This window comes from Flavobacterium sp. KACC 22758 (assembly GCF_028736135.1).
Lineage (GTDB): Bacteria > Bacteroidota > Bacteroidia > Flavobacteriales > Flavobacteriaceae > Flavobacterium > Flavobacterium johnsoniae.
This window is the reverse complement of record NZ_CP117878.1, coordinates 2,974,811-2,992,807: the sequence shown is the minus strand read 5'-3', so window position 1 is coordinate 2,992,807 and position 17,997 is coordinate 2,974,811. Positions and strand designations below refer to the sequence as shown.

The window sequence follows — 17,997 nt, the reverse complement described above, 5'->3', positions numbered from 1 at the left end:
ACCGCCTCTTAAATTTCTTTATCAAATAAAAAAGTAATTAATCTACAGCGAATTATGAGTTTTAAATATGTTTTATGTTTATGTCTGTTTAGTTTTTTAAGCCTAAATGCACAATCAGTTATAAAAAGCCCCGACGGAAAACTTAAAGTTTCTCTTTTTGTTTCTAACGGCCAGCCTTTTTATAGTATTTCTTATAATGAAAAAACGTTTTTAGAAAAGTCGCCGCTTGGTCTTAAAACCAATATTGAAGATTTTACAAGCGGATTAGCATTAAAAACAAATCCGGTTCAAAATAAAATTAACGAAAACTACCAGCTTCCTAATATAAAAAACAGCAATGTTCATTATGAAGCCAATGAAGCTGTTTTATCTTTTACTAAAGAAAATAAAGCAGCGATTGACATTATTTTTAGAGTGAGCAATAACAATGCGGCTTTTAAATATAAAGTATATCCGCAAAAGGAAAGCCGTTCCTGCGTGGTAGAGGGAGAAGCTTCAGGTTTTCTTCTGCCGGAAGGCACAACAACATTTCTTTGTCCGCAGAGTAAACCCATGACCGGATTTGCCAGAACTATGCCCAGCTATGAAACCTCATATACATTAGACGAACCTATAGGAAAAAACGGTATTGGTGAAGGATATACATTTCCTTGTCTTTTTAAAGTGAATAATAACGGATGGGTTTTACTATCTGAAACTGGTGTAGACAGCGGTTATTGCGCCAGCAGATTAATAGGGCACGAAAAAGGATTGTACAGTATTGGTTTTCCAATGGCAGGAGAAAATAACGGAAGCGGAACAACAGCTCCCGGTATACCGCTTATTGGCGAAACGCCGTGGAGAACTATTACTGTGGGCGAAACTCTGAATCCTATTGTAGAAACTACAATTCCTTTTGATTTAGTGAAACCAAAATATGAAGCTTCAAAAGAATATAAATATACCAAAGGTTCGTGGAGCTGGATTATAAAAATGGATAACAATACTACGTTTCCGGTGCAGAAACAATATATAGATTTCAGTGCCAGCATGGGATATGAGACCATTTTAGTTGATGCACTTTGGGACACTCAGATAGGAAAAGATAAAATCGCCGAACTGGCACAATATGGAGTCGAAAAAGGTGTAGGCTTGTATTTATGGTACAATTCAAATGGATATTGGAACGATGCGCCTCAAGGACCAAGAGGAATGATGGATAACAGTATCATTCGCCGTAAGGAAATGGCGTGGTTAAAAGAAATTGGTATAAAAGGTATCAAAGTAGATTTTTTTGGCGGAGACAAACAAGTGACCATGAAACTGTATGAAGATATTTTGAATGATGCTAACGATTTTGGAATAATGGTTATTTTTCACGGCTGTACATTACCAAGAGGCTGGGAGCGTATGTATCCTAATTATGCTTCAAGTGAAGCGGTGTTAGCGAGTGAAAATCTGCATTTTGGACAAGCAAGCTGTGACAAAGAAGCGATGAACGCGTCGATACATCCATTTATTAGAAATACAGTAGGAAGTATGGATTTTGGCGGAAGCGCTCTAAACAAATTTTACAATAGTGACAATACTCCCAATAAAGGTTCAAAACGAATTACTTCAGATGTGTTTGCCTTGGCGACGGCCGTACTTTTTCAAAGCGGTGTACAGCATTTTGCACTGGCACCAAATAATTTAACTGATGCTCCGGATTGGGCAGTAAAGTTCATGAAAGAAGTTCCCACGACTTGGGACGAAGTTCGTTTTTTAGATGGATATCCGGGTAAATATGTTATTCTGGCCCGCACAAAAGGAACAAAGTGGTACATCGCAGGAGTTAATGCTCAAAAGGAAACCTTAAGCGTGAAATTAAAACTTCCAATGATGGTTTCTGATGCATCATTAACCTGTTATTTTGATGATGAAAAACTAAACGGAAAAGTAAAAACAGTACATCTTAAAAAGAACAAGGAAATAGAAATAAAAATTCCAGCCAACGGTGGAATACTAATAGTGAACTAAATTATAGAAAGAACATCTTCTGATATAATCAACCGAATATTGTGTTTTTATAAAATCAGCCATATATAGATTTTAATTTAAAAATCATTTTAAAATGTTTTCAAAGAAATGTTTTGCTGCTTTGTTTTTTATTATCAATAGTTTGTTTTCTCAAAATACATTTGAAAACTATCGATTTCGTCTGGTAGATAATACGACTTCAAAAAGCGGTATATATACCATTGCGAAGGATCAGTTTGGCATTATGTGGATGGGAACAAACGGTGCAGGATTGTATAAATATGACGGAATCAATTATATTGGTTATGAACAAGACTCCAAGCGAAATAATTCTATCAACAGCAATTTAATTTATACGGTTTATGTAGACAGGCAGAATCATTTGTGGGTGGGTACTGATGAAGGTTTATGCATATACAATCGCAATTTAGATACTTTTGAAAACATTGATCTTCGAAAAAAAGAAGACAAAGAAACTGTAGTTTCTGTAAAAAGTATCATAGAAGATAATAATGGCAACATTTTTTTAGGAACATTTAGTAATGGTCTGCTTAGGTTAGATACGAAAACACATGAAATTACAAGGTTTAAACTTGATACTCCAAATGTTTCAAATTATTTAATCAATTCTTTAGTAAAAGATAAAAAAGGCACTATTTATTTAGGTACTAATTCTGGACTAAAAGTAGTAGATCCTGTAAAAAATGAGGTCAAAAAAGTAATCCTTCCTAAAGACAATGATTTAATCTCAGGATCAATTGTATCTATGTTTTTTGACAGCAGTCAAAACCTATGGATTGGCAACGGATACAAAGGACTGGTAAAAGCCAATTTATATGCTGCGGTAAAACAAGCTGTCTCTTTTCCAATTACAAAAAAAAGAATCATGTGCATTCGCGAAGCAGATGATCACACCATTCTTTGTGCTACCGAAAATGACGGTTTAATTATTGTAGATGAACAGGGTGCTGTTCAAAAAAAATATGTAAACAGCAAATACAATAATCGCAGTCTGGGATCTAATTCTGTATGGTCTTTACTTGTAGACAAAGAAAAAAGAATCTGGCTGGGGTATTATAATAAAGGGTTGGGAGTTTTTGACCGGATAAACAGTAAGGTAAACGGAATAGAAAGTCTTCCCGGAAACCCGCAGTCGCTTCAAACCAATTGTGTTACCGGTATTGCCAAAGATCATCTGGGCCAGTTATGGATTTCTATGGAAGGGGGAGGCGTAGATATTTACAACCCCGAAACCAAAAACTTTAAACATATTACAAAATCAGACACCCGTTTTTATTCGGGATTAACAAATGACAATATCACAAAAGTTTTTATTGATCAAAAACAAAATATTTGGCTTGCCAGCTGGAACGAAGGAATCTTTTTTCTAAAAAAAGGAAGCAGTACTTTTATTAATTACAACACAAAAAATACTCCAGATCTAACCTCTGATAATATAATGAGTATTGCCGAAGATTCCAGAGGTGTAATATGGATTGGAACTTTTTCAAAAGGACTTCATTATTATACACCAGCTGACGGTAGTTTTCATCATTGCAATCAGAAATCTTTTTATGCAATTGGATTAGCAAATGCAGACATTCGGAAAGTCATGGTCGATTCTGATGATGAAGTCTGGGTTGGGTCTACAACCGGCTTATATAAAGTGAGCACTACCAATTTTATAACTTTTTCAGTAATGTCCCTAAGAGATAAAATGTCTGCAAAGCTTAAAAATCGTAAAAGCACCCATACTATCAATACTCTGTATCAAACTAAAAATAAAGAAATCTGGATTGGAACCGATGGTGCGGGATTGTTTACCTACAATAAAAAAAGGGAGGATCTAAAATGGTATATAGATTTTAACGGCCTTCAGGAAAAATCAATAGCTTCTATTGTAGAATCTAACGATGGTGCGATATGGTTAAGCGGCAAAAAGGGAATCAGCAGGCTGGACTTAAAGAGCAAAACAACAGTAAATTATTCTACCTATGATGGTTTACTGGGGAATGATTTTAACAACAATTCGGTATTAAAAGATGAAAACGGAATTCTTTATTTTGGAGGTTATGAAGGCTTAAATTATTTTGATCCTTCAAATTTGAAAAAAAGCCGAAAACAGCTTCCAATTTATTTCACAGACCTGAAGCTTTTTAATAAATCTGTAAAACCGCTGGAAAAAAACTCACCGCTTATAAAAGTGATATCAGAAACAAAAAAGATAATCCTTAAACATGATCAATCTGTTTTTACGATCGATTTTATTGGTATAAATTATTCTTTTCCCGCCAGAACAGAGTTTGCTTATTACTTAGAAGGTTTTGAAGATTCCTGGAACTATGTAGGCAGTAAACGCTCAGCAACCTACACAAATCTTGCACCCGGAAAATATATTTTTAAAGTTAAAGCTTCAGAAAAAAACGGAGTCTGGAGCCAAAAACCTTTAGAATTAAAAATTGAAATCCTGCCGCCCTGGTGGAAAACATCATTTGCCTATTTATTCTATTCTTTATTAGTATTAGCAGCAATTCATTTTGGCAATCAATATTATCAAAACAGGTTTAAACAAAAACAATTAATACAATTTGAAAAGAAAAAAGCAGCTCAAATTGAAAAATTAAATGATAAAAAGTTACAGTTCTTTACCAATATTTCACACGAGTTTAGAACACCGCTTACTTTAATTTTAAATCCCTTAGCCGATTTAATTAAAAATAACAGCACAGAACTTTCAAACGCTGTTTTGAATAAGCTGCAGACTATTCAAAAAAGTTCAGACAGACTTTCAAGATTAATCAACGAGCTGATGGATTTTAATCAGCTGCAGTTTAATAAAATGCCGCTCAAAGTACAGCAGTTAGAAGTAGTGGGTTTTACAAAAGACATTGTAAGTTATTTTGATGAAGAAGCCCTGAGCCGTGGTATTGACCTTAAATTTGAATCGGACAAGAAAACATTAAAAGACTGGATCGATCCTAAAATGTTCGAGAAAATTATTTTTAATGTAATATCAAATGCTTTTAAGGTTACTCCCGATAATGGAAGAATAACGGTAAAATTAGTAATGAATCAGGAATTGGTTTATTTTCCGTCATTGACTCCTGCCTACACAAATCCTTCTTTTTCGGTTATTGTTGAAGATACCGGCGCAGGATTGGACAAAAAAGATATTAAACGAATTTTTGATCGTTTTTATCAGGTAAATAATTTGAATAAAGCCTATTACGGAAGTACAGGAATAGGTCTGGAAGTAGTTCGCGGTTTTGTTGAACTCCACAAAGGAATTATTGAAGTCGAAAGTGTATTAGGAGCAGGCACCACTTTTAAATTAATATTTCCCACAGGAAAAGACTTTTTTAGTGAAAATGAAATACTGCATGAAGAATTAAAAAAGGAGAAAAAAATAAGTTTCACGCCCATAGTTGAAAAAGAAGAAATTCAATTACCGGAAGATCAGGAAAAACAAGACCGGGTGTATACTATTTTGATTGTTGAAGATAACACAGAACTTAGAAATTATCTAAAAAACGAACTTAAAAAAGAATATAAAGTACTGACTGCCGAAAATGGTCAGATTGGTTTAGAAACTGCTTTACAAAAACTGCCCGATTTGATTTTGACCGATGTAATTATGCCGGTTATGAATGGTTTAGAGTTGTGTAAAAGCATTAAAGCAGATTTAAAAACAAGCCATATTCCGTTAATGATGCTTTCGGCAAAAGCATTAATAAAAGATAAACTCGAAGGAATAGATTCTGGTGCAGATATGTATCTGAGTAAGCCATTTGACATGGATATTTTAAGATCCAGTCTGGTACAGCTGCTAAAAAGCAGGCAGATTATGTTTAATAAATTCTACAACGGCATTACGCCAAAGGCAAAAGAAAAAACGACTACGCTGGATAATGAATTTATAAAAACGGTGCTGCATTATATCAATGAAAATATTAACGAATATGAACTCAGCGTTGAGGTTCTGGCATCGAAGGTATTTTTAAGCCGAAGCCAGTTGTACCGAAAAATTAAAACACTTACAGGAGTTTCAGTAAATGAGTTTATACGCAATGTACGCTTAGAAAAAGCAAGAGAATTAATAGAACTGGGCAATGATAATATAACCGAGATTAGTATTAAAGTTGGTTTTAGTTCTCCTTCATATTTTACAAAATGTTATAAAGAAAAATACGGACAACTGCCTACTCATAATAAATAGTCAGTTTCTTTTTTAATTATTCCTAAAGACGGTTTTATACCGTCTTTTTTTCGCTCCAATAACAGATTTCTTTTTGGTATATGAAGGTTTTAATTGTTGAAAATCAGAATGATTAACGTCAGATTTCTTTTGAAGTAATTATCGAATAATTGCAATCAGCATCTTTTTTTATTTCATGCATAAAAAAAGAAACACATTATTATTAAAATCCTATTTCTGTTTTTTTTTAGTAAATGGCTTAATATCCGTTAATTAGGCGGTTTCTGTAGTTTTCATGCTACAAAATTGATAGTTTTTGCATCATTTTTAATAGGCAAAATTTAGGTTAAGCTTATATTTTTGGATTGTAAGAAAACTAAAACAACCCATAAAACAAGTATTAACAATTTTAAAAATTACAGTATGAAATGAACACTAACTTATTTATTGAATCCTTATTTGAATAAAAATTAGAAGAGGAGCAACAGCTTTTCAATTTTATAAGTAAGCCTGCAATAAATAAAAAAACTTTACAACCGAATAACTATTTAAACTAATCAAAAAACCAATTGAAATGATGTTAAAATTAAAATTTGCAATAATTACATTGCTAATAATCAGCAGTCATACTATAATGGCACAGTCTAAGACTATACATGGGGTGATTACAGATCCTTCGGGGTTTCCTCTCCCGGGTGCCGGTGTTAATGTAGAAGGTTCAAAAAACAGCACCTCTACAGATTTTGACGGAAAGTATACTTTAAAAGATGTTAACCCTACTGATAAAATTACCTTTTCGTTTGTAGGTTTGATTTCTCAAACAATTACAGTAGGAACAAGAAGCAATATTGATGTCACACTGGCATTATCCACACAAAATTTAAATGAAGTTATAGTAGGATACGGAACGCAAAAAAAAGCTAAAGTAACCGGAGCAATCTCTACAGTAGGCTCAAAAGATATTGCTGCAGTGCCCATTACAAATGCAGAATCGGCTTTACAGGGAAGAGCTGCCGGTGTTACTGTTGTAAATGGCGCACCGGGTTCTAATCCTACCGTTACCATTCGTGGTTTGGCTACTATGGGAAATAGCGCTCCTTTATACGTTATTGACGGAGTTTTGACAGGAAACCTTTCGGGACTGAGTCCTAATGATATCGAATCGATGTCTGTTTTAAAAGATGCTTCAACAACGGCTTTATACGGTTCAAAAGCTTTTAATGGAGTAATTATGGTAACCACAAAAAAAGGAAAAAAAGGACCAGGTCAGCTCACTTTTAGCACTTATGCCGGTTTTCAAACTATTACCAAAAGATATGATGTATTAAATACACAGCAATACCTGCAGTATGCTAAAGATCTGGGAAGTGATTTAACAGCAAGAGCAGCTGAATTTGGAAACATTAATACCAACTGGCAGGACCAGATTTTTCAAAGCGGTTTAATGCAGGATTATAATTTAAGTTTTTCAAATGGTACCGAAACTTCTACAGCCCGTTATTCTGCCGAATATTTAAAGCAGGAAGGAGCCGTTATTAATACAGGTTTTGAACGTTATTCTTTTAGAGCCAACAATACACAGGATATCGGCAGACTTAAAGTAGGAAGTAATATCGGAATATCTTTCAGTACAATCAATCCGGAACGCAGCTCAGGAGGAAGAACATTACTTGAACATGCAATAAAAATGGCGCCTTATTTACCGGTTTACAACGATGCTAGTTTAGGAGGTTATCAGGGACCAAGTGCTATTGACGGCAATGATGCAGAAAATCCTGTTCGTGTAGCAAATTTAGGCTATCAAAAAATAAACAATCTCTCAATAATAGGAAATATCTACGCTGAATTAGAGATTTTAAAAGGTTTAAAATTTAAATCACAAGTTTCATTGGATTACTATACAGGTAAAGATCATACATTCGTACCCAGCTACGCTGATGGTTCTTACCACAGACAGGCGTTTTCTACAACAAATGAAACCAACTCGCAAGGACAGACTATTGTTTACGATAACAGTTTAACATACAAGACTACTTTTGCTGCAAAACACAATTTAGAACTCTTAGGTGTTATAACTAAAATTGACGGAAAGTCACAAAATCTGGTAGCAGGAAGCCGTTACAATATTTCAGACGAAATTGATCAGCTGCGATATAATGAAGGAAATTTAAGTTCTGCAAATTACGTAGAAAAGAACATTGGATATATTGCCCGTATCAATTATGATTATGATGATAAATACCTGCTGGCTGTTTCCGGACGCCGTGATGCTTCTTCTCGTTTTGGAGCTAATAACCGCTGGGGAAATTTCTATTCAATAGCGGCAGGATGGAATATAGCCAAAGAAAGTTTTATGGAAAATTCTATTTTCAGCACTTTAAAACTTAGAGCAAGTACAGGAACAACCGGAAATGACAGAATAGACAATTACCAATACGCAGCTACATTGCTTGCTGATTATAATTACCCAATTGCAGGCGGAAATGCACCGGGAGTATCTCTTGGAGTTGCTTCAAATCCTGATTTGAAATGGGAGTCTAAAAAGGATAGAAACATAGGTGTAGATTTTGGTTTGTTTGACGATCAATTTACAGGATCTTTTGAATATTTTAATAATAAAAGCAGTGACATCCTTTTTGCAGTTCCTTTAGCAGCTTCTGTTGGATCTGCCGGAGGCGGAACTCAAATTCAAAATATTGCCGATGTAAAAGTATCCGGATATGAAATCAGTTTAAGTTACAATGACAGAAAAGGAGATTTTACATGGTCTGCTACTGCGAATTTAGGAACAAGTAAAAATGAAGTAACAAGTTTAGCACCGGGAGTTACAAGTGTATTGGGAGGTCCAACTGCAAGAGCAGGTCTAGAGAATTTTTCAAGACTTGAAGTAGGCCAGCCGTTGTTTTACTTTTATGGTTACCAGACAAATGGAATTTATCAAAACCAGGCAGAAGTAGATGCTGTTTTTGGACCGGGGCAGACAAATATACAGCCGGGTGATATTAAAATTGTGGATCGTGACGGTAATAAAGTTATCAATTCAAACGACAAAACCAATATTGGAAATCCATATCCTGATTTTACATATGGTTTAAATATTACAGCAGCTTATAAAAAGTTTGATTTTAACTGTTTCATTACAGGAGTTCAGGGGAATGATATTTACAATGCCAACACTTTTGACTTAAAAGGAATGAATCGTTTGTTTAATGCCAGTACTGATGTTTTAGACAGAGCAATAGTTGCGAATGGAGTCGTTACAAATCCATCGGCAACTCTGCCTAGAGCGCAGGGAGCAGATATTAACTGGTCTTCAGCAAACCAGCGCTATATTGAAGATGGTTCTTATACGAGATTAAAAAATATCACATTAGGATATACCTTATCAGGAGAAACATTTGATAATCATTTTTCAAATATAAGATTCTATGTAAGCGGTCAAAACCTTATTACTATTACGAAGTATACAGGGTTAGATCCTGAAATTGCACGTGCAGATGGAAACGCAAATTCTGCAGGTATCGACTTAGGAAGATATCCACAGCCTAAATCAGTAATTTTTGGACTTGATGTTAAATTTTAATTTATAAGATGATGAAAAAAATAAAATATATAGTTGCAGCATTGTTGGGAGTTTTTGCAATGCAGTCATGCGACACTGCGGAATTAGAATTAAAAAATCCAAATACGCTTTCGCCCGACACTTTCTTTAAAACTGCAGCGCAGGTAGAATCTTCTGTAAATGCTGCGTATGCAAATTTGCAGACTAGAGGACTTTATGCCCGAAACCTTGCTTTTGCAATGGATCTTATGGGGCAGGATGCAGCAGGAAATCCGCAGTTAGAAGGTAATAAAAAACCTTTTCAGGATTTTTCTTTTAATGCCGGAAATGATATTATTCAGTACTATTGGGAATCTTGCTTTTTGGGAATTTCCAGAGCTAATTTTGTACTGGATAATGCAGATAAGATTAATGCTCTGCCAGATTCAGTTTTATCACAAGAGAGAAAAAATAAATTTTTAGGAGAAGCACATTTTTTAAGAGCTTATTATTATTTCCTTTTAGTAAATCGTTTTGGGGATTTACCAATTTATAAAACCGGAACTATTGTAGGCGCGGCAAGAAGCCCTAAAGCAGAAGTTTATAATTTGATTAGAGCAGATTTTGAATTTGCTTCTCAAAACCTTCTTTCTAAGAGCGGTGAACAAGCAGGAAGAGCCACAAAAGAAGCCGCTTATGCTTATCTGGGTAAAGTATTACTTTATGAAAAAAAATACGATCTGGCTTTAGCCGCTTTAAACAATGTTACAGGATTCAGCCTTGAAGATAAAGGCAGTTTTTACAACAACTTCATGGAAGAAACAGAACATGGAAAAGAATCTGTTTTTGAAATTGAATTTAATGAAAACAACGGAACTGGCAACAAATGGGATGATGCAGGAAATAGCGGCGGAACCGGTTTTGCCGAGTCAACTCTTAGAGGACAGGAATACGGTAATTTGAGCTGGTTTAATGTGTATCCGCCAGATGCGCTGCTGGATTCTTATGAGGCTGGGGATTTACGTTTTGATGATACTTTTTATGTTCCGGGTTCAAAATATTTAAAAGGAACCCTAACTATGACAGCGCAAAATTTTAATACATCTGCAGGACTTAGAAGAGCAGGCTGGAAAAAATACCAGAATTATTATAAAAAAGAGGATGAAGCCACACAATCGAGTATCAACTTCAAAGTTATGCGTTATTCAGATGTACTGCTTATGAAAGCAGAATGTGAAAACCAAAGAGACGGAGGTTCACAAACTGCCGCCATTGCCTATATCACACAAGTAAGAGATCGTGCAGGTTTAACAACTGCCATTGCTCCAACAAAAGAGGCTGTTTTTGCAGCAATTGTGCATGAACGTAAAGTAGAATTTGCAGGAGAGCAAAGCCGTTTTGATGATATTATCAGATGGGGCATTGCGAGTACAGAATTAGCAGGAACAGGTTTTCAGGCTGGTAAAAATGAATTATGGCCAATTCCAAACAGAGAAACATCTTCTAATCCAAATATAAAACCAAGCGATAACAATCCTGGTTATTAATGATTAAATTATGTTAGATTGAGTTAAGTAAGTTAGTATTTAGGTAAACAGCGCATTTTAATGCGCTGTTTATTTTTTTAGTAAGGATGGGGAAAGTTAAAAGTCGAAAGTCTGCAATCTACAATCTGCAATCTAAAATCTAAATTTCCTCATGATTATCGTCTTTCTTTCAAATCAGTTTCAATTTGAATTTCCATTTTTTTATCTATTACATAAAAGCATAATAGAACAGCGCTAATAATAAATATAAAGCCCGGATAAATACTTATTGAAAGTTTAATTCCTTCTACCGCTGCAGGGACCTGATTAACTTCTTCGGCTACATAACCATATTTAGAAAGAAAAGCCGCGCCTAACGCACTGCCAATACTAATGCCAATTTTTAATCCAAATATCATGGCCGAAAAAATGACAGCGGTCGCTCTTCGGTTGTTTTTCCATTCACTGTAATCAGCTACATCAGCAATCATTGCCCATAAAAGCGGGATAGTCACTCCATAAATAAATCCATGAAGTAATTGAGTCAAAAATACCATAGCAACAGCTGATCTGCTGTAGAAATTAAATGCCAGCAGACTTAACGCAGATAAAAAAATGAAAGTAATATAAACGTTTCTTTTGCCAAAAGCATCAGCAAGAGGTTTTGAAAACATAATTCCGAAAATCATAAAAATAATTCCTCCGGCATTAAAAAGGCTGAATGCAGATGTCGGTGCATCCTTCGGCCAGTGAAAATCTATAAAACCCATTGCCGTTAAAGAATGATTCAAATGTTCGATAAATGCTGTAAAGCCAATATCATGTAAAAAAATAATTTGGGCATCCGGATCTAAATAATATTTAAAGTAGAAAACATACATACCGCCTTTTAAAGATAAAGTGATAAATACCAGAATAGTAACCAATAACATAACCAGCCACGGACCGTTTTTAGATAAATCTATAAAATCCTGCTTAACGGTAGATTCCTGATTTTTTGCCGGAATGATTCTTTCTTTGGTAGTAAAAAAAGTAACCAGAAAACAAATCACTCCAATAACAGCAAATAGTATCATGGCATTTTTAAAACCAACAGCTTTATCGCCATTTCCTAAAATTAAAACAAAAGGCAGTAAAAGTGACTGAACTATAAATTGGGCGATCATTACAGCAACAAAACGATAGGAGGAAAGACTGTTTCGTTCTTTCATGTCGCCTGTCAAAACACCGCTTAAAGCTACATAAGGTAAATTGTTTGCAGAGTAAATTAATACAAGGAAGAAATAAGTCAGCAGGGCATAGGTTATCTTTCCAGATATTCCAAAATCCGGACTTAAAAAAGAAAGAACAGCAGCAATTCCAAAAGGTAAAGAAGTCCATAAAATCCAGGGTCTGAATTTCCCCCAGCGCGTTTGAGTACGATCTGCGATAACTCCCATAATGATATTAAAAAAAGCACCAATAAAACCGCCCGTAAAAATAATTACACTAGCTGTCCCGGCAGGAATTTTATATACATCTGTGTAAAAGAAAGCCAAAAATGTAAGCAGAGTCTGGAAAATCAAATTCGCTGCAAAATCACCTAAACCGTAACCTATTTTTTCCAGTACAGAAAGTTTCTTCAATGTAGTATTCATAAATATATCAAGTGCTTTTTTATTGGCTTTTATTTTACCATTTTAATTGCTTTAAAGTGTTTTTTATCAAATGAATAAACACTTTATCTCATTCCTTATATAGAGAACGCTATTGTAAAAATAGCCTGAAAGTTGAAATAAGTGTATCATTTTTGAAGCCTATAATAACATTTTTGAAGCATGAGTTTGTTTCAGTAAAACTATCGAATATAAATGCTTGTTTTTGTTTGAGAAATTGAAAAATATAATTTTTAAAACTCAAACTTTTATTTGAATAAAATGAAAATTCTTTTTTCAATATTCAAAAATTTAAATATAATTACACAACCAGTTGTTTTTATTTGGTTTTTATTTATTTTGATATGGACTTTTAAATTGTATTATGTTGATAAATAGTTGTTAATATGTGTTTTTTGATCATTTATATTTTTTGCGAGTTCTTTAATAAAAACAATAAAACTCATTTTAATCATTATTTTTAAATTGCAAATTATTCATGTTGTTGCGTATTATTTGTTTTTTGTTCTTTAATAATGAATATATGTTTTTTAAATTAGATATTTTTTGAATAATTAGCATAAAATTAAATTACAATCGGTTGCGTATTCATTGTTTTTGATTATATTTGTTATAAATACACTTATAAATAAAGCTGAGAACCTGAACGCAATACAATAGCTTTATTATAGAGTTGAGTTATGTTAGTTAGTTTTTCAAAAAGTCGAAAGTTTAAGCGCTTTCGGCTTTTTTTAGGATAAAAGAAAATCAAAAACCAAAAAATATGACAGTACATCATAATATTACAAATGGATACCTGAGTAAAATACGTCTTCTGCTATTGATTTTTGCTTTGATTGTTCCGGGATTAGTTATTAGCCAGAATAAAAAGAAAACAGATAGAGAACTCAAAAAGCCTCAATACCGTAATCTTTTTAAGGAAGCAGGTTACAGCCAGAATGATATTGATAAGAAATTAACCAAAGCGTATTATGATATTTTTGAAGGACCCAATAAAGTTTATTTTGAAGAAGGAGATTCTTTAGGATACGTTTCTGATGTTAAAAACAAAGATGCCCGTACCGAAGGCATGTCCTACGGAATGATGGTTGCCGTTCAATTCAATAAAAAGAATGTTTTTGATCGTCTCTGGCGATGGTCGGTAAAATATATGCAGCATCAGGACGGACCAAGAGAAGGATACTTTGCATGGAGTGTCAATCCGCAGACGAAAAAACAGAATTCTGCCGGTTCTGCTTCAGACGGCGAATTGTATTATATAACCAGTCTGCTTTTTGCTTCTAATAAATGGGGCAATGATACAGGAATTAATTACTATAAAGAAGCCAGAAGAATTTTAGATGCCATGTGGAAAAAAGACGGCACCGGAAATATCTATAATATTATAAATACGGAACACAAACAGATTTCCTTTGTACCGGAAGGCGGCGGTTACAACTGGACAGATCCTTCTTATCATGTTCCTGCTTTTTACGAAATATGGGCATTGTACGCCAAAGACGGTCACGAACAGTTTTATAAAGAATGTGCTGATGTCTCACGTAAATTTTTGCACAAAGCCTGCCATCCTGTAACAGGTCTGACTTCAGATTATACTGAGTTTAGCGGCGAACCGCATCCAACTCCGTGGCTTCCTCCCGGATTTCGTTATGATTCGTGGCGCGTTCCTATGAACATCGCAATGGATTATACCTGGTATGGAAAAGACAAAGAATGGCAGGAAGATTATGCGAAGCGATTCCAAAATTTCCTGAGGTCAAAAGGATTAGAAACTTATGAAGATCAGTTTAACCTGGATGGTTCTACTCCAGAATTTATTCTTCAGGCAGGTCCGGTTAAAAAGCTGAGACATTCAATTGGTTTAGTAGGAACAGCTGCCACAGCATCATTAGTAAATAAAGATAAAGCAAGTATAGATTTTGTTCATGCGGTTTGGAATGCGAAATTAGAACCTTATGAAGACGGTTACTTTGATCCGTATTATGATGGATTAATGTACCTTTTTAGTTTAATGCATCTGAGCGGAAATTACCAAATTATAGTCCCAAAAGGTTAACTGCTTTTTTTATTGTGAAGCAAGTTTTACACGCACAAATCTGGCTTAATCTTTACTGAAAAAAGGCAGACTTTTCAGCTTCTAATTTCTGTTTTTCTGCATCAATTTTTTCATAATAACGTAAAATACAACATCTATGCTATTAACTGCCTCAAATGTAGTATTCTGTTGTATTATATAGAGTTATTTTTATTATTTAATAAATATTAACATCTAAACCACAAATTATGAGAAAGTTAAACAGTATTACATTATTGATGGCATGTGTCTTAGGATTTTGTTCCTGCGCTGAAAATTCTGTAACAGAAAAAACATCAGAAGAGATGAGTACAAATGGAAGTACTAAAAAAATAGCCGGAGCTCCCTGGGTAAAACAATTTGAAGATACCTTTGATGTAGGCTCGAATTTGTCACAATGGACAAAAGAACAACGTGCCGATTACAATTCCTGGTATTGTGACTATGCCAGTTCTGTACCTACAACACAATGGCGCGATGGAAGACAATGTTTGGAAATTAAGACTACAAAATTAAGCACGTACAAGTACCAATCTGGTTTTATTACTTCTAATTACCAATACAAACCGGAAAATAATACAGAGTATATGCTTTCGGCTAATATTAAATTAATAGCGATGGATGGCGGGACTTATAAGTCTTTTAAGGATACTTATGGTGCGTGGCCGGCTTTTTGGTCTGTACAAGGAAATGGCTGGCCTACAAAAGGAGAAATCGATATTATGGAAGGTTATTCTTTTGCGCCTAATGCAAGTCGTTTTACTTCGAACATTTTTTACGGCACTACTGTTGGAAACAATTCATTAGGAAATTCTGCTGAAAGAAATTATCCTGCTAATTTTAATATAGACGCAAATAACGGATGGCACTTATATGAATCTTTTTGGAAAATGCAAAACAACGTAGTTACCGTAACCATTAAGGTTGATAATGTAACAGTTGCCACGTATACAAACAGCAGTGTGTCGAATTTGAATTTTAATAATTTTGGCACACATGCTATTATTTTTAATGTAAATGTAGGTTCAAAAGATTCGAATTTTATAGATCCGAATAAACTAAACTTATTTTCAACTGTAATGATGTGGGTAGATGATGTTACGGTTTACAAAAGACCAATTTAATATTGCCATTTTAAGAGTCAATTTTAACACATAGAGACATAGATCCCGAAGCCTTAAAAAAGGCGTTTCACTTATTTAAAATAAACATAGGGGCTATTTGTTAGAAAAATAACTCATAAATCACGATCAAATAAAAAAGCCTGCGAAATCTATGTTTCACAGGCTTTTATTTTATTAGATAATCTTCAGATTTAATCTAAACCTTCTAAAAATCCGGTATGTGAACTTTTGACTGCAAAATTAGAATCGTACAATAAAGGCCAGTCATTTCCTGGATGATTCAGTTCAGTGCTGTACGGAATCCATGATTCATTATCTTTCATTCCCCAAATAGTTAAGGCGTATTTATTTGCTGCCGGAAGCGCATTATAAATTTTTACCATTTCTTTATATTTTGCTTTTTGAGCCAGTCTTCTTTCGTTTGTAAAATTAGAAATATCATTAAATTGGTTTACTTGTATATCCAATTCCGAAACATGAATTTTTAAACCTTTTGCCACCGCTCTGTTTAGATCTGTTTCTATCTGTGCTTTGGTTGGGCTCAAATAAGTGTTGTGCATTTGAAAACCAACACCGTCAATAACTTTTGCAGTTTTTAAATCCTCTAAAATAGCAAACACTTTATCTTGTTTTGCAATATTAGTTGACGTAGCATAATCATTATAGAATAACAATAACGAAGTGTCACCAGCCGCTATTGCAGCATTTCTGGCCCATTGAAAACAGTCTTTTACATAGTTTGGTCCCATTCGCTGCAAGAAAATTGTATTTCTCATAGCACCGCCGTTATCATCAACAGCTTCGTTAACCACATCCCATGATTTTACTTTTCCTGCATAATGTGTAACCACATCTGTAATGTATTTTTTTACTTCTGCAGCAAACTCAGCATCAGTACCAGAGAAATCTTTCAGCCATTGCGGCACTGCATTATGCCATACTAAAGCATGACCGTGCACATTGATGTTATTGGTATTTCCATACGCTACAATTTTATCAGCCACGGTCCAGTTGTAAACACCGCTTGCTGTCGAAATTTGATCCATTTTCATTTCGTATTCTGCAGAAATACTGCTGAATTCATTTCTCAGGATAACATCATAAGGCGTTCCGTTTGTAAGTTGTGAAGCTTTTATTGCCATACCTACAAAAAACGGGTTCGCTAATTTATTTACTTTAATCTTTAAAAAAGTTGGATCTTCAGGAATGCCGTTAGAGCCGGTAGTAACCACACTAATCACATTTGAATAATCGGAAATTTGGGCTTCTGTCTTAGCTCTCACTCGGTAATAATATTGTGTTCCACCGGTTAATCCAGTTACAACTTCATTTAAATCAGTAACTTCTTTTGAATTGTAATTAGGAAGAATAGTGGTAAAATCTTCGCTGGTTGAAACATCTAAAAGATAACTTTTTGAATGGGAAACATAATTCCATTTTGCTTTAAAACCGTTATCATTTACATCTTTTGGAGCGTTGGCAACTGGTGTTTCCAGAATTTCAGCGGCGTCGTTATCGTCCTTTGAGCACGCATTTAGAAAAAAGACGACGCTTATGAGCATTAATAAAAATTTACTTTTCATACTGTTTTTTTATTATAGAATATTCTCTATTGTTAAGATGAATACTCTGATTTATAGTTTCTGTTTTTTTATTATATAACACATTGGTTGTAATTACTTTATTCGTTTTTCTAGAATCATAAAAAAATAAACACATAGAAACATAGATTACAAAGCCCTAAAAAAGGCGTTTCACTTATTGAAAATAAACATAGTGCGCTATGTGTTAGAAACATGTTTCTTTTTATAGTCTTTTTCAAGAAATAAAAGCTATGTTTCTATGTGTTAACATAATTATACCAATGGGGTTATATAGTTTACT

Annotated in this window: 8 protein-coding genes; 6 read left to right on the top strand and 2 right to left on the bottom strand. The window is 34.2% G+C overall.

What is annotated here, in order from left to right; all coding sequences use genetic code 11:
* Positions 1 to 54 precede the first annotated feature (54 nt).
* The 4 genes from PQ462_RS12915 (at position 55) to PQ462_RS12900 (ending at position 11,281) form a co-directional block, all read left to right on the top strand.
* Positions 55 to 1,998: a glycoside hydrolase family 97 protein gene (locus PQ462_RS12915; protein ID WP_274250254.1), complete on the top strand. Its 1,944-nt coding sequence runs from the start codon at positions 55 to 57 to the stop codon at positions 1,996 to 1,998.
* Positions 1,999 to 2,092: 94 nt separating this feature from the next.
* Positions 2,093 to 6,214 (top strand): hybrid sensor histidine kinase/response regulator transcription factor, encoded by a 4,122-nt coding sequence (locus tag PQ462_RS12910; RefSeq protein WP_274250253.1) that lies wholly within the window; start codon positions 2,093 to 2,095, stop codon positions 6,212 to 6,214.
* A gap of 553 nt (positions 6,215 to 6,767) precedes the next feature.
* A complete protein-coding gene (locus PQ462_RS12905) occupies positions 6,768 to 9,776 on the top strand; it encodes a SusC/RagA family TonB-linked outer membrane protein (RefSeq protein WP_274250252.1) in 3,009 nt (1,002 codons plus the stop codon).
* An 11-nt stretch (positions 9,777 to 9,787) separates the two neighbouring features.
* Entirely contained in the window at positions 9,788 to 11,281 is a 1,494-nt protein-coding gene (locus tag PQ462_RS12900) for a RagB/SusD family nutrient uptake outer membrane protein (protein WP_274250251.1), read from the top strand.
* Between the two features lie 155 nt (positions 11,282 to 11,436).
* Here the strand turns inward: PQ462_RS12900 and PQ462_RS12895 are convergent, their stop codons facing one another.
* Positions 11,437 to 12,897, bottom strand: a complete 1,461-nt coding sequence (locus tag PQ462_RS12895; protein ID WP_274250250.1) for an MFS transporter — start codon at positions 12,895 to 12,897, stop codon at positions 11,437 to 11,439.
* Between the two features lie 781 nt (positions 12,898 to 13,678).
* Here PQ462_RS12895 and PQ462_RS12890 point away from each other — a divergent pair.
* Complete coding sequence (locus tag PQ462_RS12890; protein ID WP_274250249.1) at positions 13,679 to 14,971, top strand: glycosyl hydrolase family 8; 1,293 nt, start codon at positions 13,679 to 13,681, stop codon at positions 14,969 to 14,971.
* Between the two features lie 227 nt (positions 14,972 to 15,198).
* A complete protein-coding gene (locus PQ462_RS12885) occupies positions 15,199 to 16,113 on the top strand; it encodes a glycoside hydrolase family 16 protein (RefSeq protein WP_274250248.1) in 915 nt (304 codons plus the stop codon).
* A gap of 191 nt (positions 16,114 to 16,304) precedes the next feature.
* Here the strand turns inward: PQ462_RS12885 and PQ462_RS12880 are convergent, their stop codons facing one another.
* Positions 16,305 to 17,696 carry an endo-1,4-beta-xylanase gene (locus tag PQ462_RS12880; protein ID WP_274250247.1) on the bottom strand — a complete coding sequence of 464 codons (1,392 nt, stop codon included), beginning with the start codon at positions 17,694 to 17,696 and terminating at the stop codon, positions 16,305 to 16,307.
* Positions 17,697 to 17,997: the final 301 nt, after the last annotated feature.